General features: G+C 41.8%; 16 protein-coding genes. 7 read left to right on the top strand and 9 right to left on the bottom strand.

Translation table 11 applies throughout. The features are described 5' to 3' along the window. Positions 1–54 precede the first annotated feature (54 nt). From rexB to KZX55_RS01320, 3 genes are all read left to right on the top strand, one after another. Entirely contained in the window at positions 55–3330 is a 3276-nt protein-coding gene (gene rexB / locus KZX55_RS01330; protein ID WP_248023105.1) for an ATP-dependent nuclease subunit B, read from the top strand. After that, a complete protein-coding gene (gene addA / locus KZX55_RS01325; protein WP_248023095.1) occupies positions 3327–6980 on the top strand; it encodes a helicase-exonuclease AddAB subunit AddA in 3654 nt (1217 codons plus the stop codon). The genes rexB and addA overlap by 4 nt, the downstream gene beginning before the upstream one ends. A 169-nt stretch (positions 6981–7149) precedes the next feature. Beyond that, positions 7150–8328: a hypothetical protein gene (locus tag KZX55_RS01320; RefSeq protein ID WP_248023085.1), complete on the top strand. Its 1179-nt coding sequence runs from the start codon at positions 7150–7152 to the stop codon at positions 8326–8328. A 34-nt stretch (positions 8329–8362) separates the two neighbouring features. On the opposite strand, the gene KZX55_RS01315 is transcribed toward KZX55_RS01320, so the two are convergent. After that, positions 8363–8719, bottom strand: coding sequence for a type II toxin-antitoxin system PemK/MazF family toxin (locus tag KZX55_RS01315; RefSeq protein WP_000560798.1), 357 nt, complete (start codon positions 8717–8719; stop codon positions 8363–8365). After that, positions 8703–8918 (bottom strand): type II toxin-antitoxin system PemI/MazE family antitoxin, encoded by a 216-nt coding sequence (gene mazE, locus KZX55_RS01310; RefSeq protein WP_001098942.1) that lies wholly within the window; start codon positions 8916–8918, stop codon positions 8703–8705. Before mazE ends, KZX55_RS01315 begins: the two co-directional genes overlap by 17 nt. Positions 8919–9129: 211 nt before the next feature. On the opposite strand from mazE, the gene ylqF reads away from it, so the two are divergent. The 4 genes from ylqF to xerS all read left to right on the top strand — a co-directional run bounded on the left by ylqF (position 9130) and on the right by xerS (position 13954). Further along, the gene (gene ylqF, locus KZX55_RS01305; RefSeq protein WP_000201310.1) at positions 9130–9981 is read left to right on the top strand and encodes a ribosome biogenesis GTPase YlqF; all 852 of its coding nucleotides are present in this window, start codon (positions 9130–9132) and stop codon (positions 9979–9981) included. Beyond that, on the top strand, positions 9968–10753 hold the full coding sequence (locus KZX55_RS01300; RefSeq protein ID WP_007521943.1) for a ribonuclease HII: 786 nt from the start codon (positions 9968–9970) through the stop codon (positions 10751–10753). Before ylqF ends, KZX55_RS01300 begins: the two co-directional genes overlap by 14 nt. 15 nt (positions 10754–10768) lie before the next feature. Then, complete coding sequence (locus KZX55_RS01295) at positions 10769–12319, top strand: ClC family H(+)/Cl(-) exchange transporter (protein WP_248025028.1); 1551 nt, start codon at positions 10769–10771, stop codon at positions 12317–12319. A 564-nt stretch (positions 12320–12883) separates the two neighbouring features. Next, positions 12884–13954, top strand: coding sequence for a tyrosine recombinase XerS (xerS, locus tag KZX55_RS01290; RefSeq protein WP_248023082.1), 1071 nt, complete (start codon positions 12884–12886; stop codon positions 13952–13954). Positions 13955–14026: 72 nt separating this feature from the next. Here the strand turns inward: xerS and KZX55_RS01285 are convergent, their stop codons facing one another. From KZX55_RS01285 to KZX55_RS01255, 7 genes are all read right to left on the bottom strand, one after another. Continuing rightward, positions 14027–15016: a lipoate--protein ligase gene (locus KZX55_RS01285; protein WP_248023074.1), complete on the bottom strand. Its 990-nt coding sequence runs from the start codon at positions 15014–15016 to the stop codon at positions 14027–14029. Positions 15017–15074: 58 nt separating this feature from the next. Beyond that, positions 15075–16778, bottom strand: coding sequence for a dihydrolipoyl dehydrogenase (gene lpdA, locus KZX55_RS01280; RefSeq protein ID WP_248023066.1), 1704 nt, complete (start codon positions 16776–16778; stop codon positions 15075–15077). A 44-nt stretch (positions 16779–16822) separates the two neighbouring features. Further along, positions 16823–17866: a dihydrolipoamide acetyltransferase gene (locus tag KZX55_RS01275; RefSeq protein ID WP_195216647.1), complete on the bottom strand. Its 1044-nt coding sequence runs from the start codon at positions 17864–17866 to the stop codon at positions 16823–16825. A 336-nt stretch (positions 17867–18202) separates the two neighbouring features. After that, complete coding sequence (locus KZX55_RS01270) at positions 18203–19195, bottom strand: alpha-ketoacid dehydrogenase subunit beta (RefSeq protein ID WP_248023063.1); 993 nt, start codon at positions 19193–19195, stop codon at positions 18203–18205. A gap of 15 nt (positions 19196–19210) precedes the next feature. Continuing rightward, positions 19211–20179, bottom strand: a complete 969-nt coding sequence (locus KZX55_RS01265) for a thiamine pyrophosphate-dependent dehydrogenase E1 component subunit alpha (RefSeq protein WP_248023060.1) — start codon at positions 20177–20179, stop codon at positions 19211–19213. Positions 20180–20357: 178 nt separating this feature from the next. After that, positions 20358–21698 (bottom strand): MATE family efflux transporter, encoded by a 1341-nt coding sequence (locus tag KZX55_RS01260; protein WP_248023058.1) that lies wholly within the window; start codon positions 21696–21698, stop codon positions 20358–20360. Positions 21699–21739: 41 nt separating this feature from the next. Then, positions 21740–23008, bottom strand: a complete 1269-nt coding sequence (locus tag KZX55_RS01255; protein ID WP_248023056.1) for a dihydroorotase — start codon at positions 23006–23008, stop codon at positions 21740–21742. Between the last annotated feature and the right edge of the window lie 9 nt (positions 23009–23017).

Raw genomic sequence — 23017 nt, 5'->3', positions numbered from 1 at the left:
AGCGAACTTTGCTATAATAGAGTAAGAAACTTTGATAAAGCAAACGAGGCTGAGATGAAATTACTTTATACTGATATTCGGACTTCTTTGACTGAAATTTTAACGAGAGAGGCAGAAGAGCTAGTTGCTGCAGGCAATCGGGTTTTCTACATCGCCCCCAACTCTCTTTCATTTGAAAAAGAACGCGCCGTGCTGGAATGCTTGTCCCAGCAGGCTTCTTTTGTGATTACCGTCACGCGCTTTGCTCAAATGGCTCGTTACCTGGTTTTGAATGATTTGCCAACTAAGACGACTCTAGATGACATCGGGCTTGGGATGGCTTTTTATAAGTGTCTTGCGGAACTCGATCCCAAGGACTTGCGAGTTTATGGTGCTATTAAGCAGGATCCTCAATTTATCCAGCAGTTGATTGAACTTTATCATGAGATGACGACTGCTCAGATGAGCTTTTTGGACTTGGAAAGTTTAACAGATGAGAATAAGCGAGCAGACTTACTCTTGATTTTTGAGAAAGTAACAGCCTATCTCAATCAAGGTCAGTTGGCTCAGGGAAGTCAGTTGTCCCATTTGATTGAGGCTATTGAAAATGGCAAGGTAAGTAGTGATTTTAGTCAGATTGCCTTAATCATTGACGGATTTACCCGTTTTTCTGCTGAGGAAGAGCATGTGGTGGATCTGCTCCATCGAAAAGGTGTCGAGATTGTTATTGGGGCTTATGCAAGCAAGAAAGCCTATACCAGTCCGTTCACTGAAGGGAATCTCTATCAAGCCAGTGTGGAATTCCTCCATCATTTGGGTGCAAAATATCAAACACCTGCTCAGGATCGTTCTAAAACTCATGAGAAGATGGATAGTTTTGACAAGGCCTCTCGTTTGCTGGAGTCTTCTTATGACTTTTTAGAGCTGACTTTGGAGGTCGATAAGAAGGACCGTGAAAACCTGCAAATCTGGTCTTGCTTGACGCAAAAAGAGGAGTTGGAATTAGTAGCCCGTAGCATTCGTCAGAAATTACATGACCATCCAGAACTGAGTTACAAGAATTTCCGTATTCTGCTGGGGGATGTGGCTTCTTACCAGTTATCACTGAAAACCATTTTTGACCAGTACCAGATTCCTTTCTATCTAGGTAGAAGTGAATCTATGGCCCACCACCCTTTGACTCAGTATGTCGAATCTATTTTGCGTTTGAAACGCTACCGTTTCCGTCAGGAAGATTTGATTAATCTCCTCAGAACTGGTCTGTATACTGACCTTAGCCAAGCGGATATTGATGCTTTTGAGCAATATCTCCGCTATCTTGGTATCAATGGCTTGCCAGCTTTTCAGCAGACCTTCACAAAATCCCACCACGGAAAATTTGATTTGGAACACTTGAATGCCCTTCGTCTGCGAGTTTTGGAGCCGCTTGAAACCTTATTTGCCAGTCGGAAGCAAAAGACTGAAAATCTCTTGCAAAAGTGGAATACTTTTCTAAAAAATGCTGCTTTAAGCAAGCAGATGCAAGAATTGACAGCTACTATGGAAACTCTAGAACAGGAAAGACAAGTCGAAGTTTGGAAAGCCTTCTGCCATGTTTTAGAACAATTTGCGACCGTTTTTGCTGGTTCACAAGTTAGTCTGGAGGATTTCCTAGCCTTGCTCCATTCTGGGATGAGTTTGTCCCAGTATCGCACCATACCAGCAACAGTGGACACCGTTCTGGTGCAGAGTTATGATTTGATTGCCCCTCAGACCGCTGACTTTGTCTATGCCATCGGTCTGACTCAGGATCATTTACCAAAAATTGCGCAAAACACCAGCCTGTTAACAGACGAAGAAAGACAAAGCCTAAACCAAGCAACTGAAGAGGGAGCACAATTACTGATTGCAAGTAGCGAAAATCTCAAGAAAAATCGCTATACCATGCTTTCTTTAGTCAACGCCGCTCGTAAGCAGTTGGTGTTGTCAGCACCAAGTCTTCTTAATGAAAATGAGAGCAAGGAATCGGCCTATCTTCAGGAACTGGTGAGTTTTGGATTTAGCCGGATAGAGAAGAAGATTCATCAAAAAAGTCTGTCTAAGGATGATATGGGGTCTTATCACAGTCTATTGTCTAGTCTAGTTGCCTATCATCAGCAGGGCGAGACAAGTAATACTGAGCAAGATTTGACCTTTGTCAAGGTTTTGGCTCGTGTCATGGGGAAAAAACTTGACCAAAAAGGTCTTACAAATCCAGCTATCCCAACTAGTCCAAGCAGCAAGCCATTAGCTAAAGAGACCTTGCAGGCTCTCTATCCAGCTGACAAAGAGTTTTACTTGTCTACGTCTGGTTTGACGGAGTTTTACCGCAATGAATACAGTTATTTCCTCCGTTATGTCTTAGGTTTGCAGGAAGAAGTGCGCCTACGTCCTGATGCTCGAAGTCACGGGAATTTCTTGCATCGTATTTTTGAACGTGCCTTGAAACTGCCTGATGAAGATTCCTTTGACCAACGTCTGGAACAAGCTATTCAAGAAACCAGTCAGGAACGCGAATTTGAAGCCATTTATCAGGAAAGTTTGGAAGCCCAGTTTACCAAGGAAGTTCTGCTTGATGTGGCTCGGACAACTGGTCACATCCTTCGTCATAATCCAGCCATTGAAACCATCCAAGAGGAAGCAACATTTGGTGGTAAAGATCAAGCCTTTATTCAATTGGATAATGGTCGCAGTGTCCATGTGCGAGGCAAGGTTGACCGAATCGACCGTTTGAAAGCTGATGGAGCATTAGGAGTTGTAGACTACAAGTCTAGTTTGACTCAGTTCCAGTTTCCGAATTTCTTTAATGGCCTCAATTCCCAACTGCCAACCTATCTTGCTGCCCTAAAAAGAGAAGGGGAGCAGAACTTTTTTGGCGCTATGTACTTGGAAATGGCTGAGCCTGTCCAATCTTTATTAGCTGTTAAAAGTCTGGCAGGAGCAGTAGTAGAAACCAGCAAATCAATGAAATACCAAGGACTCTTTTTAGAAAAAGAAAGCAGTCACTTGGGTGAATTTTACAACAAAAACAAGGCCAATCAGCTGACAGATGAGGAGTTCCAACTCTTACTGGACTATAATGCCCATCTTTACAAGAAGGCAGCTGAGAAAATCTTAAAGGGCCAGTTCGCCATCAATCCCTATACAGAAAATGGCAGAAGTATTGCCCCGTACGTTCAGCAACATCAAGCCATCACTGGATTTGAAGCTAATTATCACTTAGGACAAGCCCGTTTCCTAGAGAAGTTAAACTTAGCTGATGGCAAGCGTCTGGTCGGAGAAAAACTCAAGCAAGCTTGGTTTGAGAAAATGAGAGAGGAGTTGAATCGATGAAGCCCATTTCCTTTTTAACTGAGGAAGAGATTCAAAAACTGCAAGAAGCAGAAGCGCATTCGAGCAAGGAACAAAAGAAAACTGCCGAGCAAATCGAAGCCATTTATACGGCAGGGCAAAATATCCTAGTTTCAGCGTCTGCTGGTTCAGGGAAGACCTTTGTTATGGCCGAGCGCATTCTGGACCAATTAGCACGTGGCGTGGAAATCAGCCAACTCTTTATCTCAACCTTTACCGTCAAGGCTGCGACCGAACTCAAAGAACGTTTGGAGAAAAAAATCAGCCAACAAATCCAAGAAACCGATGATGTCGATCTCAAACAACACTTGGGACGTCAATTGGCAGATCTACCAAACGCTGCCATCGGAACCATGGACTCCTTCACACAAAAATTCCTTGGCAAGCATGGCTATCTGATTGATATCGCACCGAACTTCCGTATTTTGCAAAATGAAAGTGAACAGTTACTCTTAAAGAACGAAGTTTTTCATCAGGTTTTTGAAGAGAATTACCAAGGTGAGAATAAAGAGAAATTTAGCCGTTTGGTGAAAAACTTTGCTGGACGTGGCAAGGATGAACGAGGTCTGCGCCAGCAAGTCTACAAAATCTATGATTTTCTTCAATCCACCAGCAGTCCCAAAAAATGGCTGAACGAGTCTTTTCTCAAAGGGTTTGAAAAAGCTGATTTTGCAAATGAAAAAGACAAACTAACTGAGCAAATCAAACAGGCGCTTTGGGATTTGGAAAGCTTTTTCCGTTATCATCTGGATAATGATGCCAAGGAGTTTCCCAAAGCTGTCTATTTAGAAGCTGTTCAACAGGTTTTGGATGAAATTGGCTCCTTAAATCAAGAGTCCGATAGTCAGGCTTATCAAGCAGTGCTTACGCGTATTGTCGCAATATCGAAAGAAAAGAATGGTCGAGCTCTAGCTAATTCTAGTCGAAAGGCTGATTTGAAGCCACTGGCTGATGCCTATAACGATGAGAGAAAGGTCCAGTTTGCTAAACTAGGACAACTGGCGGACCAGATAACCATTCTCGACTATCAAGAGCGTTATCATGAAGACACCTGGGAGCTGGCTAAAACCTTCCAAACATTTATGAGTGATTTTGTGGAGGCTTATCGCGAACGTAAACGCCAAGAAAATTCCTTTGAATTCGCTGATATCAGTCATTACACCATTGAGATTTTAGAGAATTTCCCACAAGTTCGCGAGACTTATCAAGAGAGATTTCATGAAGTCATGGTCGATGAGTATCAGGATACCAACCACATTCAAGAACGGATGCTGGAATTGCTGTCGAATGGTCACAATCGCTTTATGGTGGGAGATATCAAGCAGTCCATCTACCGTTTCCGTCAGGCAGACCCGCAGATTTTCAATGAAAAATTTCAACGCTATGCGCAAAATCCTCAAGAAGGAAAGCTGATTTTGCTCAAGGAAAATTTTCGTAGTAGTTCAGAAGTGCTGTCAGCAACCAACGATGCTTTTGCACGCCTTATGGACCAAGAGGTCGGCGAAATCAACTATGACAGCATGCACCAGCTTGTTTTTGCCAATACCAAACTGACTCCTAATCCAGACAACAAGGCAGAATTTCTCCTCTACGATAAGGGCGATAGTGGGCAAGAGAAAGAAGAAAGTGATGAAGACACGAAACTCACTGGGGAAATGCGCCTGGTCCTCAAGGAAATCTTAAATCTACATCAAGAAAAAGGTGTAGCCTTCAAAGAAATTGCCCTTCTGACTTCCAGTCGCAGTCGTAATGACCAGATTCTACTTGCCCTGTCTGAGTACGGGATACCTGTCAAAACCGACGGTGAGCAAAACAACTACCTCCAATCCTTAGAAGTACAAGTCATGCTGGACACCCTTCGTGTCATCCACAATCCCCTGCAAGACTACGCCTTGGTTGCCCTTATGAAGTCTCCTATGTTTAGTTTCGATGAGGACGAGTTGGCACGTTTATCTCTTCAGAAAGCAGAAGATAAAGTACAAGAGAATCTTTATGAGAAACTAGTCAATGCTCAAAGACAGGTAACTGATCAGAAAGAGTTAATTCACAAGGACCTAGCTGAAAAAATAAATCAGTTCATGGATATCTTGGATTCTTGGCGCTTATATGCCAAAAACCACTCTCTCTATGACTTGATTTGGAAGATTTATAATGACCGTTTTTACCATGACTATGTTGGGGCTTTAGCAAATGGTCCTGCCAGACAGGCCAATCTCTACGCCCTAGCTCTGCGAGCTGACCAGTTTGAAAAGAGTAATTTCAAAGGCTTGTCGCGTTTTATACGTATGATTGACCAAGTCCTAGAAGCCCAGCATGATCTTGCAAGCGTAGCTGTCGCCCCGCCAAAGGATGCTGTGGAACTCATGACCATTCACAAGAGCAAAGGTCTGGAGTTTCCTTATGTCTTTATCCTCAACATGGATCAGGACTTCAATAAGCAAGACTCAATGTCAGATGTTATTCTCAGTCGTCAGAATGGGCTTGGTGTCAAATACATTGCCAAGGTGGAAACAGGAGCAGTGGAAGCACACTATCCTAAAACCCTCAAACTCTCCATTCCTAGCCTAACTTATACGCAGAATGAGAAAGAACTGCAATTGGCTAGCTATTCAGAGCAAATGCGTCTGCTGTATGTTGCCATGACGAGAGCTGAGAAAAAGCTATATCTTGTCGGTAAGGGTTCTCGTGAAAAGCTGGAAGCAAAGGAATACCCAGCAACTGAAAACGGAAAATTAGATAGCAATACCAGACTACAAGCAAGAAATTTCCAAGATTGGATCTGGGCTATCGGCAAAGTATTTGCCAAGGACAATCTCAACTTTAGCTATCGTTTTATTGGTGAAGACCAGCTGACCAGAGAAGCTATCGGAGAGTTGGAAAACAAGAGCCCTCTCCAAGATAGCTCTCAAGCAGACAACCGCCAGTCAGAAACCATCAAAGAGGCTTTGGAAATGCTGAAAGAGGTGGAAGTTTATAATACTTTTCACCGCGCAGCTATTGAACTACCAAGTGTTCAAACCCCAAGCCAAATCAAGAAATTCTACGAACCCGTTATGGATATGGAAGGGGTAGAAATTACTAACCAAACCAAATCACCAGAGAAGCAAATCAGCTTCAATTTACCTGATTTTTCAACTAAAGAAAAGGTAACTGGAGCTGAGATTGGTAGTGCAATCCACGAACTCATGCAAAGAATTGATCTTAGTCAGCAACCAACACTTGCTAGTCTAACAGAAACTCTCAAACAAGTTCAAGCTAGTCCAGCTGCTAGAGACAAGATCAATCTTTCTAAAATCCTAGCATTCTTTGATACGGCACTTGGTCAGGAAATTCTCGCTAATACCAGCCATCTTTACCGCGAGCAACCTTTCTCCATGCTCAAAAAAGATCAAAAGAGTCAGGAAGACTTCGTTGTCCGTGGAATCTTGGATGGCTATCTGCTTTATGAGGATCGCATCGTTCTTTTCGACTACAAAACAGACCGTTACGATCAACCAAGTCAACTCATAGACCGCTATCGTGGTCAGTTAGCCTTATACGGAGAGGCTTTATCTAGAGCCTATTCGATTGAAAACATAGAAAAATACTTGATTTTGCTCGGCAAAGATGAGGTTCAAGTTGTAAAAGTATAATTTATACTCTTCGAAAATCTCTTCAAACCACGTCAGCTTCACCTTGCCGTAGATATGCTCACTGACTTCGTCAGTCTTATCTACAACCTCAAAACTGTGTTTTGAGCAGCCTGCGGCTAGCTTCCTAGTTTGCTCTTTAATTTTCATTGAGTATTAGAAAGGAGACCTCATGACACTTCCAGTTAGAAAATCCCTGCACGATGCGGTTTTACAGGCTTCAAAAGCCAATACTTGGGATCAAGCTACCAAGGAATGGAATGAAGTTTCCTTGATTTTTAACGGTATCGGTCGTAGCAATTGTGTCTGCGGTAATGCTATCAAATACGCCTACGAACTCTTTAACGGAGTTACAGGACAACGTCTGTTTCCTATCGGAAGCGACTGTGTTCGCCATTTTCATCGTATTAGCCTCGATCAGCAACTAGAAGAGGAAGAAAAACTACTCAGAAAGGTTGAAAATCTGACTAGAAAGGCCCAGAAAAAGGAAAAAATCAAGGTCACTAAAAGCGACTTTGACGAACGACTTCTAAAATGGTTTTGGGAAAAAGGTGTTTTCAAAGCCAATCGTGGCAATCAATTCGCGCCTGAGAGAGACTATCAGCTCTTCCTAGAGGTCTTTCAAGGCGGAAGTTGGACCAAGGCAGATCCAAAGAAGAAGGCTCGTATGGAAGAAGTGTTGGAAAATTGTATCAAACCTTTTTTACTTGGTAAGACCGATGACCAACTCTATCTTGTCAAACTAGGCAAGGAGAAAATCGACTACGAGCAGCATTTACGGATTCAAGCAGAGAAAGAACGCAAGAAAAGAGATAAAATCGCCAAGCAATACGCTGACAACCTCATTCTTGCCATGGGGCCTGCAGAACGAGCCTATCAAGATTACTTTGGCTTTACAGAAACCTTGACCCAAGAAGAACGAAAATGGGAAAAAATCCTCTTTGGTAAGAATAGAGACGAACGGGCTATCAAGGCTAAACAAAACCAAAAGGAGTTGGAAAAGGATCAGCGAATTGCAAATCAAGATCCTATTGAACGAAAGCAGAAGCAGACTTGGCTTCTTAATTCCTATTTTCGTGATTTGCCTGATGAAAAAGCCAGATTTGCTAGACTCTTATTAGAATTTCGAAAAAGTGGAGAAGTAGCCTTTTCAGATGATTACTTATCTGAGCATCTCATCGATTTTTTCTACAAAATGAAAGCATTTGAGTTTGAAATTGCACCAGAACAAGTCCGCGATTTTCTAAAAGAATGCCTTCAGGCAGAACATCTATCATCTGCACAAGAAAGTTGGACTAGAGGGATTCTCCTCAATTGTCTTCATCCGTTTTTAGATAGGTTACTCATATAGAAAAAAATCCTACCTTGTCTATGCATGGTAGGATTTATGTATCTCCAAAGATGTACTGGTAAAGTTGGACGACTTTCTGAAAACATTGTGTGTCCATTCTTGTTATTTTTTGAGCATTTCGCATCCGAAAATCAAAGGTATACAGTTGAAATGGATTGACAGCGCCATCTACCTTATCCGACGAGACAGGAACGAGCAAGCCTTTTTCTGCCAAACGTTGTTGGCCATGAGTGATGGGACATACAGCCACAAAACCAGTTTGCAAGGCATATTCTCTCCTAGAAACTACCAAAGCAGGTCGCCTTTTCTGAATTTCTCGACCGACTGATGGATCAAAGTCCAGCCAAATGATATCCTGCTTTTCAGGAATATAGTCAGATTTCGCTATCAAGTGACCTTACCCCTTCAAAATCATTTGTCATTCTCAAATCAGTAATCCCATCAAAAGGATCTTTCAGTTTTGGAGCTAAGACAATGACTCCGTCAATCCCTTTGTAGACAACCATTTCTTGACCTTCTGTCATACCCAAATTTTTAGGAATGGTCACAGTGAGCGAATTCCCCACCTTCCGAGTCTTTACTGTATTCATTGCTCTACCTCCACGAAATTGTATACACAAAGTATATACCTGTTAGCAAAAAAAGTCAAGTAAATCCTTACTGTCATCAAGAATATTTCGCACGATTACTATTTATCATTTGTTGTGGTCAAAGCCTGTGCAAAAGTTCCTAATTTATGATAGAATAGATGGTGAGAAAGAAAACGTTTTTACTGCGTTTTTCAGTCGGAAAGGGAAATTTATGGCTACTATTCAATGGTTTCCGGGTCACATGTCTAAGGCTCGGCGGCAAGTTCAGGAGAATCTTAAGTTTGTTGATTTTGTGACGATTTTGGTGGATGCTCGGCTACCTTTATCTAGTCAAAATCCTATGTTAACCAAGATTGTGGGTGATAAACCTAAACTCTTGATTTTGAACAAGGCTGACCTAGCAGACCCAGCAATGACCAAAGAATGGCGTCAGTATTTTGAATCACAGGGAATCCAAACTCTGGCTATCAACTCCAAAGAGCAAGTAACTGTAAAAGTTGTGACGGATGCAGCTAAAAAGCTCATGGCTGATAAGATTGCACGCCAGAAAGAACGTGGTATCAAGATCGAAACCCTGCGGACCATGATTATCGGAATTCCAAACGCTGGTAAATCAACTCTGATGAACCGCTTGGCTGGTAAGAAAATCGCAGTTGTCGGCAACAAACCTGGTGTGACCAAGGGGCAACAATGGCTTAAAACCAATAAAGACCTGGAAATCTTGGATACACCAGGAATTCTCTGGCCTAAGTTCGAAGATGAAACTGTCGCTCTAAAACTAGCCTTGACTGGAGCTATCAAAGACCAGTTGCTTCCTATGGATGAGGTGACCATTTTTGGTCTCAATTATTTCAAAAAACATTATCCGGAAAAGCTAGCTGAACGCTTCAAACAAATGAAAATTGAAGAAGAAGCACCTGTTATCATCATGGATATGACACGTGCCCTTGGTTTCCGAGACGACTACGACCGCTTTTACAGCCTCTTCGTCAAGGAAGTCCGTGATGGAAAACTCGGTAACTATACCTTAGATACATTGGACGACATTGATGACGACGATTAAAGAAATCAAAGAACTTCTTGCCACTGTCAAAGAATTAGACAATCCCCTTTTTCTTGAACTGGAAAAAGATCCTCGTTCTGGAGTTCAAAAGGAAATCAACAAGCGTAAAAAAGCCATTCAGGCTGAACTGGATGAAGACTTTCGCCTGGAAACTATGCTTTCCTATGAGAAAGAGCTTTATAAGCAAGGATTGACCTTTATAGCAGGTGTTGATGAGGTCGGCCGTGGTCCTCTGGCTGGTCCTGTGGTCGCTGCAGCCGTTATTTTACCAAAAAATTGTAAGATTAGAGGCCTCAACGACAGCAAGAAGATCCCTAAAAAGAAACATCTGGAAATTTATCAAGCCGTTCAAGACCAAGCCTTGGCAATAGGTATTGGTATCAAGGATAATCACATCATTGACCAAGTCAATATCTACGAGGCGACCAAGCTGGCCATGAAGGAAGCAATCTCCCAGCTCAGTCCGCAACCTGAGCATCTCTTGATAGATGCCATGAAACTGGAGTTACCAATTTCACAAACCTCTATTATCAAAGGAGATGCTAACTCCCTCTCCATCGCAGCTGCATCTATAGTGGCTAAGGTGACACGGGATAATATTATGAAGGACTATGATAATCAATATCCCGGCTATGATTTCACGGCTAATGCAGGATATGGAACAGCTAAACATCTAGACGGACTCAAGAAACTAGGAGTTACCCCAATTCACCGAATCAGCTTTGAACCCGTTAAATCATTGGTTGCAGAAGAAAAAGAAAGTTTAAGTTAGAAGGAATGAATGATTATGGAGGAACAGTCAGAAATACTCAGCTCCAAGAAGGAATTTGCCTTTGCCTCAAGCACCATATTATCCCAAGTTGGGCGAGGGATCATTGTCGGTCTCGTCGTCGGACTAATCGTCGGATCCTTTCGGTTTTCAATCGAAAAAGGCTTCCACCTGATACAAGGACTCTATCAAGATCAAGCGCACCTGGTGCGCAATCTTTTTATCATTGGCCTATTTTATTTAATTGTTAGCTGGCTCAGTGCGAAATTGACTCGATCGGAAAAAGATATCAAGGGTTCAGGAATTCCTCAAGTCGAAGCCGAACTAAAAGGTCTCATGACCCTTAACTGGTGGGGCGTTCTCTGGAAAAAATATATTTTAGGTATTCTTGCAATTGCCAGTGGACTTATGCTGGGACGAGAGGGACCAAGTATTCAACTTGGAGCAGTTGGTGGTAAAGGTATAGCCAAGTGGCTCAAATCTAGTCCAGTTGAAGAACGTTCCCTGATTGCTAGTGGAGCTGCTGCAGGTTTAGCCGCAGCCTTTAATGCACCAATCGCAGGTCTTCTCTTTGTTATAGAAGAAGTTTACCACCATTTTTCACGATTTTTCTGGGTCTCAACTCTAGCAGCCAGTCTCGTAGCAAACTTTATTTCTTTACTCATATTTGGCCTAACACCCGTACTAGATATGCCAGACAACATTCCTCTCATGACCCTAGACCAGTATTGGATTTACCTCCTTATGGGAGTTTTTCTCGGGCTTTCTGGTTTTCTCTATGAGAAAGCTGTACTCAATGTTGGTCGAGTTTATGACTGGATTGGTAAAAAAATCCACTTGGATAGAGCTTATTATCCAATCCTAGCATTCATTCTCATCATACCAGTCGGGATCTTCTTACCACAAATCCTTGGTGGTGGAAACCAGGTCGTTCTTTCTTTGACTGAGCAAAATTTTAGTTTTCAAGTTCTATTAGCTTACTTTTTGATTCGCTTTGTTTGGAGCATGATTAGCTATGGAAGTGGTCTCCCAGGAGGAATTTTCCTACCCATTCTGGCGCTTGGTTCCTTACTTGGTGCCCTAGTCGGTGTCATTTGTATCAATCTTGGGCTTGTCAGCCAAGAGCAATTCCCTATATTTGTCATTTTAGGAATGAGTGGCTACTTTGGGGCAATATCCAAGGCTCCCTTAACCGCTATGATCCTCGTAACTGAGATGGTAGGGGACATTCGCAACCTCATGCCACTTGGCTTAGTGACCTTGGTAGCTTACATCGTCATGGATCTACTCAAGGGTGCTCCAGTCTATGAGGCCATGCTAGAAAAAATGCTGCCAGAAGAAGCGACAGATGAAGGAGAAGTCACCCTCATTGAAATTCCTGTATCAGATAAAATCGCTGGAAAACAGGTTCATGAGCTCAACTTGCCACATAACGTACTCATCACCACCCAAGTCCATAATGGCAAAAGCCAAACAGTTAACGGCTCAACTAGAATGTATCTGGGTGATATGATTCACCTGGTGATTCCAAAAAGTGAAATTGGAAAAGTCAAAGATTTGTTGTTGTAAGTTTTGTTTACATAATTTATATTATGCAACAAAAATATTTCTTAATTAAATACATTTGAAAACCGATTCTCTGCAATGAGATCGGTTATTTCTTACTGATAAGGTATTTCAACATACAAGTAATTGAACTTTGTAAAAAATAAGACTATAATTAAGTTAGGAATGATAAAGCTAGGAAGGAGTTTACTGTATCAAATCTGTACAGTAAGATTAAAAATCATGAAAAAGAAAACAATAGCAATTATACAATGTATTTTGTATCTCATAGCTCCTTATATAGCTCTTCAGTTATGTAGAATGAACAGAAGTATCGTTACTGATAATCTCTTTTTTATTTTCCTTATTCTGCTGACTATTTCATTCTGGTTTAGTATTTGGAAACTAGAAAAAGCACTAGATAATGATTCACAATAGAAAAAAGATTTAGTTCTGTATTTCATAGATCTAAGTCTTTTTTCTATTCTTTGAAAACTCTCATAACATCTTTCCGAAAAACTATAATTTTCTTGAAAAATATATAAGTCTATGCTATACTACTAGTAGACTTAATTATGGAGAAAATACATGAAACGTGAGATTTTACTGGAACGAATCGACAAACTGAAACAAATCATGCCCTGGTATGTTCTGGAATACTACCAATCAAAGCTTGCTGTTCCTTACAGTTTTACAACCTTGTACGAATACCTCAAGGAATACGATCGATTTTTCAGTTGGGTTTTAGAGTCTGGAATTTCAAATGCTGATAAAATGTCTGACATTCCTTTATCGGTCTTGGAAAATATGTCTAAAAAAGACATGGAATCCTTTATCCTGTATCTACGTGAACGTCCATTGCTGAATGCCAATACAACCAAGCAAGGTGTCTCTCAGACGACCATCAATCGGACCTTGTCAGCACTTTCCAGTCTTTACAAGTATCTGACCGAGGAAGTTGAAAACGACCAAGGGGAGCCTTATTTCTATCGTAATGTAATGAAGAAAGTTTCAACCAAGAAAAAGAAAGAAACTCTTGCTGCCAGAGCTGAAAACATCAAGCAAAAACTCTTTCTAGGTGATGAGACAGAAGGTTTTTTAACCTATATCGACCAAGAGTACCCACAACAGCTTTCAAATCGTGCTCTATCGTCATTCAATAAAAATAAGGAACGTGATTTGGCCATCATTGCCCTTCTCTTGGCATCTGGTGTCCGCTTATCTGAAGCAGTTAATCTGGATCTAAGAGACCTTAATCTCAAAATGATGGTTATCGATGTCACTCGGAAAGGTGGAAAACGCGACTCGGTCAATGTCGCTGCCTTTGCAAAACCTTATCTAGAGAATTATCTAGCCATTCGAAATCAACGCTATAAGACGGAAAAGACAGATACAGCTCTCTTTTTGACACTCTATCGAGGTATTCCCAATCGTATTGATGCTTCTAGCGTTGAAAAGATGGTTGCTAAATACTCTGAGGACTTCAAAGTCCGTGTAACTCCCCACAAACTACGCCATACTCTGGCAACTAGGCTCTATGATGCTACTAAATCGCAAGTTTTGGTCAGCCATCAGCTAGGACATGCCAGTACACAAGTCACTGACCTCTATACCCATATCGTCAATGATGAACAAAAGAATGCTTTAGATAGTTTATAGAATACATAAAATTATTTATGTAAAATATCACTCATAAAAAGAAGCTGGTCATACAACCAACTTCTTTTCTTTTTATCCCACTACTGCTTCAGCGATTTCTTCACGGCTAATTCCAGCAAAGTAGCGTGTGATATCAATAGTTTCTAGTGCCTTAAGAACATCTTCACGTTCGTATTTCACTCCACGAAGGACATCTTCTACAGCTGCAACATCTTCGATACCAAAGAAGTCACCATAAATCTTAATATCTTGAATTTTTGATTCAATGACGTTGGCAAAAACTTCAACCTTACCACTGGTGAATTTTGTACCACGACGGACGTTAAATTCAGGTGATTTACCGTAGTTCCAGTCCCAAGTTCCAAACTTAGTATCCTTGATACGATTGATTTCCGCCAATTCTTCTTCTGAAAAGACGTATTCAGTCATCTCTGGGTACTCTTTTTTCATGTATTCCAATAGCAAATCACGGAATTCTTCAACTGTGATTTTTTCAGGTAATTCATTGATAATATTGGTAACACGGGCACGGACGGATTTCACACCTTTTGATTCAAATTTATCTTTTGAAACCTTGAGGGCGTTAGCAAGGACTGACAAATCAACGTCAAAGAGCAAGCAACCGTGGTGCATGATACGCCCATTGATATAGGCTTGGGCATTGCCACAGAATTTCTTGCCATCAATCTCAAGGTCATTACGGCCTGTGAACTCAGCTTTAACGCCTAGTTGAGCCAAGGTATTGATAACTGGAGTTGAGAAGCTCTTGAAGTCAAAGGCCTTGTTTTCATCTTCTTTTGAAATGATGGTGTAGTTGAGGTTGTTTAAATCGTGATAAACAGCTCCACCACCACTGATACGGCGGACTACCTCAATGCCATTTTCTCGAACATAATCACGGTTGATTTCTTCGATAGTATTCTGGTGACGACCAACAATGATAGAAGGTTTGTTAATCCAAAGTAGGAAGATTTGATCCTCATCCAAAAGGTGTTTAAAGGCATATTCTTCCAAGGCAATATTAAAGGCGGTGTCGTTTGAATGATTGATAATATATTTCATGATATCCCTTTATACGATAGAGACTGGAAATAACCTTCCAGTCTAGTCTATCTTTGTTTTATTTTTTCTTAGGTGAATGGATGGCCATTCCTAGAACATCCGCAAACGCTTCGTACATCACTTCAGAGTAGGTTGGGTGTCCGTGGATAGTCTTCAGCATTTCTTCAACAGTGATTTCCATTTCTATGATGCTTGATGCCTCGTTGATCAATTCTGCAGCTGCAGGACCGATGATGTGAACACCAAGGATTTCTCCGTATTTCTTATCTGCAATGACTTTTACGAAACCTTGAGCAGCATCCGATGCAATTGCACGACCGTTAGCTGCAAAGTTGAATTTACCGATAGCGACATCGTATTTCTCACGTGCTTGTTCTTCAGTCAAACCTACTGCTGCTACTTCAGGGAGAGTGTAGATGGCTGCAGGAGTCAAGTTGAGTTTGGCAACAGCATGATTTCCTTTGAGGGCATTTTCAGCGGCAACTTCGCCCATGCGGAAGGCTGCGTGCGCCAACATCTTAGTACCGTTGATGTCACCTGGTGCGTAAATACCTGGAACAGAAGTTTCCATGTATTCATTGACCTTGATGCGTCCACGATCCAATTCAAACTCAACATCGCCAATACCTTCAAGGTCTGGCACACGACCGATTGAAAGAAGGGCTTTGCTTGCGATGATATCATCTTTTCCTTCAACCTTGATACGAAGTTGTCCATTTTCCTCGATGATTTCTTGGAGTTTAGTGTCGGTTAAGATGGTCATACCTTTGCGCTCAAGGATCAAACGAAGATTCTTAGAAACTTCCGCATCCATAGCTGGCACGATACGGTCCATCATTTCGATAACAGTTACTTTTGAACCAAATGTCATGAAGGCTTGGCCGAGTTCGATACCGACAACGCCACCACCGATGATTACGAGGCTTTCTGGTACTTCGTTCATTTCAAGAATGTCATCACTGGTCATGACAAGTGGAGATTCCATACCAGGAACGTTGATCTTGCTGACTTTTGAACCACCAGCAAGGATAATTTTCTTGGTTTCAAGCAATTCAGAACCATTTACCAAGACATTCTTATCTTTAGTTATTGTACCAATTCCCTTATGAACAGTAACTCCGTAACTACGAAGAAGACCCGCAACACCACCTACCAAGGTATTGACAACCTTAGATTTAGTTTCAAGGAGTTTGTCCATATCTACAGTGAAGTTTGGATTTTCGATGACGATACCACGATTTGCTGCATGACCGATATTTTCGATGATTTCAGCGTTGTGAAGGTAGGTCTTAGTTGGGATACAGCCACGGTTCAAGCAGGTTCCACCGAGTTCAGATTTCTCAACAAGGGCAACTTTACCACCAAGTTGGGCAGCTTTAATGGCTGCAACATAACCAGCAGGACCCCCACCAATCACAACGATATCAAAGGCATCATCGCTCTTACCATCGTCGTTTGAGGCACTAGCTGCAGGTGCAGGTTTTGATTCTGGCGCAGCCGCTCCAGTTGTTGGGATATTTTCCCCTTCTTCCCCAAGGTAACCGATAACTTCAGTTACTGGAACAGTTTCACCATCTCCTTTGAGGATGGCAATCAAGTATCCATCTTCTTCGGCTTCCAATTCCATGCTGACTTTGTCAGTCATGATTTCCAAAAGGATTTCTCCTTCTTTTACAAATTCTCCGACTTTCTTATTCCATTGGACGATTTGTCCTTCTGTCATATCCACGCCGGCTTTTGGCATAATTACTTCTAAGGCCATGTCTTACTTCCTTTATCTAAAACTCTAAAATAACAATAGCTGACTTAAACCAACATTGAGATTGGATTCTCAATTAAGGCTTTCAAGTCTTTCATAAACTTAGCACCAGCCATACCATCTACAACACGGTGGTCAATGGTTAATCCAAGGCTCATGATAGGACGAATAACAATCTCACCATTGACAACTACAGGTTTCTCAACTGTTGAGCTAACCCCGAGGATTGCTGAGTTTGGTTGGTTAATAATAGGACCAAAGGACTGAACGCCAAACATTCCCAAGTTACTAATTGTGAAAGTTGAATTTTGCAGTTCACTTGGAGCCAATTTACCATCCAAGGTACGACCAATCACATCCTTAAAGGCTACAACCAACTCTGACAAGCTCATTTTTTCAGCATTATAGACAACAGGTGTCATCAATCCGTTATCCATCCCAACCGCCATCGCAAGGTTGACATAGTTGTGAGTGATAATGGTCTTGCCGTCTTCTGTCAATGAAGCGTTGATGTAAGGGTGTTTCATCAATGTTTTTACAACAGCGAGTGAAAGAAGGTCTGTTACAGTAGTCTTCTTACCAGTTGCTTCCATAATTGGCTCAAGAACCTTCTTACGAAGAGCCAACATTTCTGACATATCGACATCGTAGTTGAGTGTGAAGGTTGGCGCAGTTAGGTAAGATTCAACCATACGTTGGGCAATCACCTTACGCATTGGTGTCATTGGAATACGCTCAATCTCACCATAAGGAGTGATAGTATCTGGAACTTCTTCCACTTTTTCGATTTGAGCAGGAGACTTGATGGTGTCGTTTTCGATATTTTCAGGAAGTAAGGCCAAAACGTCCTTCTTCATGATTTTACCACGGTGACCCGTTCCTTGGATTTCCTGCCAAGCAATGTTATGTTCGAGGGCAATTCGTTTTGCAAGTGGCGAAATGCGAACCACGTTTGTGTCTTTATAAGTTTCCACGTCTTCTTTGTGGACACGACCGTTTGCACCTGAGCCAGAAACGTCGTAGAGATTGATCCCTAGATCATCCGCTAACTTTCTAGCCGCAGGAGTCGCTCTTAGCTTGTCATCAGCCATGACCTCTCCAATTCTATTTATGATATAAAGGGCGTCAAAAGCGACTGAAAAATAGGAAATCGACGCTGGCTTCGATGAAGCCAAGGAGATTTATCTTTTTTCCGAGCTTTTAGCCCGTGTTCAACTCTACAAGTAACTTGGACACGAAACGCGTCTCAAGTTACTACGGTTGCCGCTATTAGGCGGTCAACCTAGTAGACTTACTAAGTTTTTTGTCGAATATGATCGATTCGTCAAAAAACTGTCGCAACTTTATATACAACTTGGATACAAAACATACCTCAAGTTACTAAAGTTAAAATCTCTAAAAATTTACGTAATTTAATTTATGCAATATTATTCTTTGTTATAAGTCTTACGGATTGCATCTTTGATGCTTTCAACTGTTGGAATCATTGCATTTTCAAGGTTTTGCGCGTAAGGCATTGGCACATCTTCTCCGGCGCAACGGCGGATTGGTGCGTCTAGATAATCAAATGCTTCTGATTCTGAAATAATAGCTGAAATCTCTCCGATATAGCCACTTGTTTTGTGAGCATCGTTGACAAGTACCACCTTACCAGTCTTCTTCACTGAGTTAATGATGATATCCTTATCAAGCGGAACGAGGGTACGTGGGTCCACAATTTCAACTGAAATTCCCTCTTCTGCTAATTCTTCAGCAGCTTGAACCACACGACGAAGCATTTTACCGTAAGTAACGACTGTTACATCCGTTCCTTCGCGTTTGATTTCACCAACTCCAAGTGGGATTGTGTAGTCTTGATCAACTGGCACTTCCCCTTTTTGGTTAAATTCTGACTTGTATTCAAGGATGATAACAGGGTTGTTATCACGGATAGAAGACTTGAGCAGTCCTTTCATATCCGCAGGTGTACCTGGAGCTACAACCTTAAGCCCAGGAATGTGAGTAAACCAGGACTCTAGGGATTGCGAGTGCTGTGCTGCAGAACCAACTCCGTTACCAGCTGCACAACGGACAGTCATTGGAACTTGACCTTTACCACCAAACATATAACGTGTTTTAGCAGCTTGGTTAACGATATTGTCCATGGCTATAACCGAGAAATCCATAAAGGTCATATCAACGATTGGGCGAAGTCCTGTCATAGCTGCTCCTGCTGCTGCTCCCGAGATAGCAGCTTCAGAAATAGGACAGTCACGGACACGTTCTGGACCAAATTCTTCGAGCATTCCAACAGAAGTACCGAAGTCTCCTCCGAAGACACCGACGTCTTCTCCCATCAAGAACACATTTTCATCGCGACGCATTTCCTCAGACATAGCAAGGATAATGGTGTCACGGAAGGACATTGTTTTTGTTTCCATTTTATCTCTTTCTCCTTAGTCTGCGTAAATATCTTCAAATGCTGATTCTAGTGGTGGGAATGGGCTTTCTTCCGCAAATTTAACAGAAGCTTCTACTGCTTCCTTGACTTGCGCTTGGATTTCTTCCAATTCTTCGGCACTTGCAATGTTGTTCTCAACGAGATAGTTGCGAAGATTTTCGATTGGGTCTTTTTGTTTCCACAATTCCACTTCTTCACGCGTACGATATTTACCAGGGTCAGACGATGAGTGGCCAAGCCAGCGATAGGTTACACTTTCGATCAAGACTGGGCCATTTCCACCACGAACATGATCTACAGCTTTCTTAAATCCTTCATAGACATCGATGACGTTGTTCCCATCTTCGATAAACATTCCAGGAATTCCATATGCCGCACTACGTTGATGGATATGCTCCACATTGGTCATTTTCTTGATATCCGCAGAAATCCCATAACCGTTGTTAATGCAGTAGAAAATAACAGGAAGTTTCCAGATAGAAGCCATGTTCACTGCTTCGTGGAAAACACCCTCATTAGTCGCACCATCTCCAAAGAAGCAGACGACGATTTTACCAGTATGTTGCATTTGCTGACTGAGGGCTGCGCCAACAGCGATTCCCATACCACCACCAACGATACCATTGGCACCAAGGTTACCAGCATCAAGGTCGGCGATATGCATAGAACCACCTTTTCCCTTACAGGTTCCAGTGTATTTTCCAAGTATTTCAGCCATCATTCCGTTGAGATCAATCCCTTTGGCGATAGCTTGACCATGACCACGGTGATTTGAGGTAATCAGATCATCTGGATTGAGGGCCAGCATAGCTCCGACGTTAGCAGCTTCCTCTCCAACAGAAAAGTGAGTCATTCCTGGCACTTTTCCTTTCTTTACTAATTGCGCAATTTTTAAGTCCATACGACGGATTTCTTCCATCTTACGGAACATCTCTAGCAAAAGATTTCTATCTAAAGTTGACATAATCTTGCCTTTCTAACTTTGTACTTACCTTACTATTTTACCTTTTTTAGTATACGCTGTCAAAGTATATGGCTAATAAAAATTCACAATATAAAAAAATAAACCCCTGTTAAAACAGGGATTCTCTCTAGTTAGAGTATTTTTTCACAAAGTGCTTTTTCAGGATATTTTCTAAAAGTTAGCTCAACCTTTTCATTATGGATTTCAAACGCCATTGATACAAACAACCAGAAACGATCAAGCTGGCAATCAACCCAATCCAGTAGGCAAATGCCCCTAAGTCAGTTACTTGATCTAGTAGATATCCTAGAGGTATCGCTACTCCCCAATATCCGATTAGGCCAAGATAGAAAGGAACGATAGTGTCCTTATACCCTCTTAAAATTCCTTGGAGCGGAGCCGCAAAGGTATCAGCTAATTGGAAAAAGAGACTGTAAGTCAGAAATACAGCAGTTGTTTCAATGAAGTGAGGGTCATTTCCGTATAGACTTGCTACACGATTTCTAAAAATGTAGAGAAAAGATAGGGTAAGACCTGCAAAAATAAGAGCGGTTACTCTCCCCAGACGAGCATAGGTTTTTGCATCCTCATAACGTTTAGCCCCAACCTCGTAAGACACAACAATCGCCATAGCAGAGGAAATACTCATGGGAAAAGCGTACATAAGACTCGAAAAGTTCATAGCTGACTGGTGGCTAGCGATGATAAGCGATGAAAACTTAGCCATGATTAGTCCCACCACGGAGAAAATAGCTACTTCAGCAAAGACGGTTCCCCCGATTGGTAGGCCTAATCGGATACCTTCCTTAATTTTATCTATATTGAGTGGAATAGGTTTCTCAAGATGTAGCGCTTTTAACTTTTCTTGTTTGAACAAAACAAGCAGGGAAATGCCCAATAAAACCCAATAGGCTAGCGAAGTTCCTAGCCCAGCTCCTGCACCACCAAGCTCAGGAAAACCGAATGCTCCATATATCAAAAGATAGTTAAAACCACTATTAAGAGGAAGTAATAGGAGCATCAGATACATCGATAGCTTGGTCAATCCAAGAGAATCTAACAATGACCGAATGACACTGAAAAGCAACAAGGGTATAATTCCAATAGACAGGTACCAAAGATAGGAAACTGCAACTGCCGCTACTTGAGCTTCTAGTCCGATATGGTTTAAGACAGGCGGCGCTAAGAACACTACCATGCCAAGCAAGACCAAAGACAGTCCGAAAGCTAAGTAGATGAATTGGTAAAAATCAGATGCTACTTCTTCCTTTTTGCCCCTTCCCAGATGATGGCCTATGATGGGAACCATGGCCGAAACAATCCCTGTTAAAAAAGTAAAGAAAGGATTCCAGATACTGGTTGCCATAGACACACCAGCCAAGTCCATGGTATTGTACCGCCCAGTCATTGTTGTATCGACAAAAGAGGCAGAATAATTGGCAAATTGATAAATCAGGATAGGGAAAAATATCTTAAGAAATAAAACAAACTTGTCTTTAAATTGATGGGTTGGGTACATATACGCTCTCTATTCTTATAGTTTATAGAGCAGAGTCCCATCTAGTTTTGATAGACGATTTGTCCCTTACAGATAGTATATTTGACCTGCCCTTTTAAAGTTTCCCCGATAAATGGAGAATTGGCTGATTTTGAAGCGAAGTTTGGACCAACAGTACGATCAGCCTTGTCATCAAAGACAGTGATGTCCGCTGGACCATTTTCAGCCAAGTAGCCCGCTTCAAAGTTGTACAATTTAGCTGGATTGACAGTCATTTTTTCTAGTAATTCCATCAAGCTTAGCTCACCAGCTTCCACCAAATAAGTCAAACCAAGAGAAAGAGAGGTTTCCAAACCTGTCATACCAGATGGCGCTTTGGTGATATCTTCTACATTTTTCTCATCTGCATGGTGAGGTGCGTGGTCTGTCGCAATTACAGTGATGACGCCCGACTTAAGACCTTCAATCACAGCACGACGATCTGACTCCAAACGAAGCGGAGGATTCATTTTAGCATTGCTTCCTTGAGTCAAGAGGAGGGTTTCTGTCTTAGAAAAATGTTGTGGTGCCACTTCTGCTGTGACTTGGGCCCCCAAACCTTGAGCAAACTCTACTACTTTGACACTTTCTTCCTTAGATAAATGCTGGATGTGAACATGGGCCTTGGTTGCATACGCAATCATGACATCACGCGCAATCATGGCGTATTCTGCTACCCCTGTCGCTCCACAGATCTTGAAGTGGTCTTTAGCGATGTTTTCATTAAAGCCAAGAATACCGTTCAATCCGGGATCTTCCTCGTGTAGACAAACAAAGGTGCCAAGTTTTTTAGCAGTTTCCAAGGCTTCTTTGAGAACCTTGCTACTTTCAAGCGGAATTCCATCATCTGAAAATCCAACTGCACCAGCTTCTAATAGAGCCTCAAAGTCTGTTAAATCCTTTCCGTTAAAGTTTTTAGTAATGGTTGCAACTGTTTTGATATTGATTTTTTCCTTAGCGGCTGATGCTAATACTTCTTTTAAAGTCGCTACATCAGAAATGGTCGGACTAGTGTTGGCCATCATGACAACCGTTGTAAATCCACCTGCAGCTGCTGCTAGTGCACCAGTGTGGATATCCTCCTTGTGGGTCTGACCAGGCTCACGGAAGTGAACATGAATGTCCACTAAACCAGGCGCTACTACTAAACCAGTTGCATCTAGGACTTGCGCTCCGTCTGCCTTGATTTCTGGAGCAATTTTGACAATTTTTCCATCTTCGACCAAGACATCACAAACTCGATCCAAACCAGACTTAGGATCCATCACACGACCATTTTTAATTAATAACATATCTTATCT

The organism is Streptococcus halitosis, from assembly GCF_023147855.1.
Lineage (GTDB): Bacteria > Bacillota > Bacilli > Lactobacillales > Streptococcaceae > Streptococcus > Streptococcus halitosis_B.
Note: the sequence above shows the minus strand (reverse complement) of the source record. Positions and strands in the feature narration are given on the sequence as shown.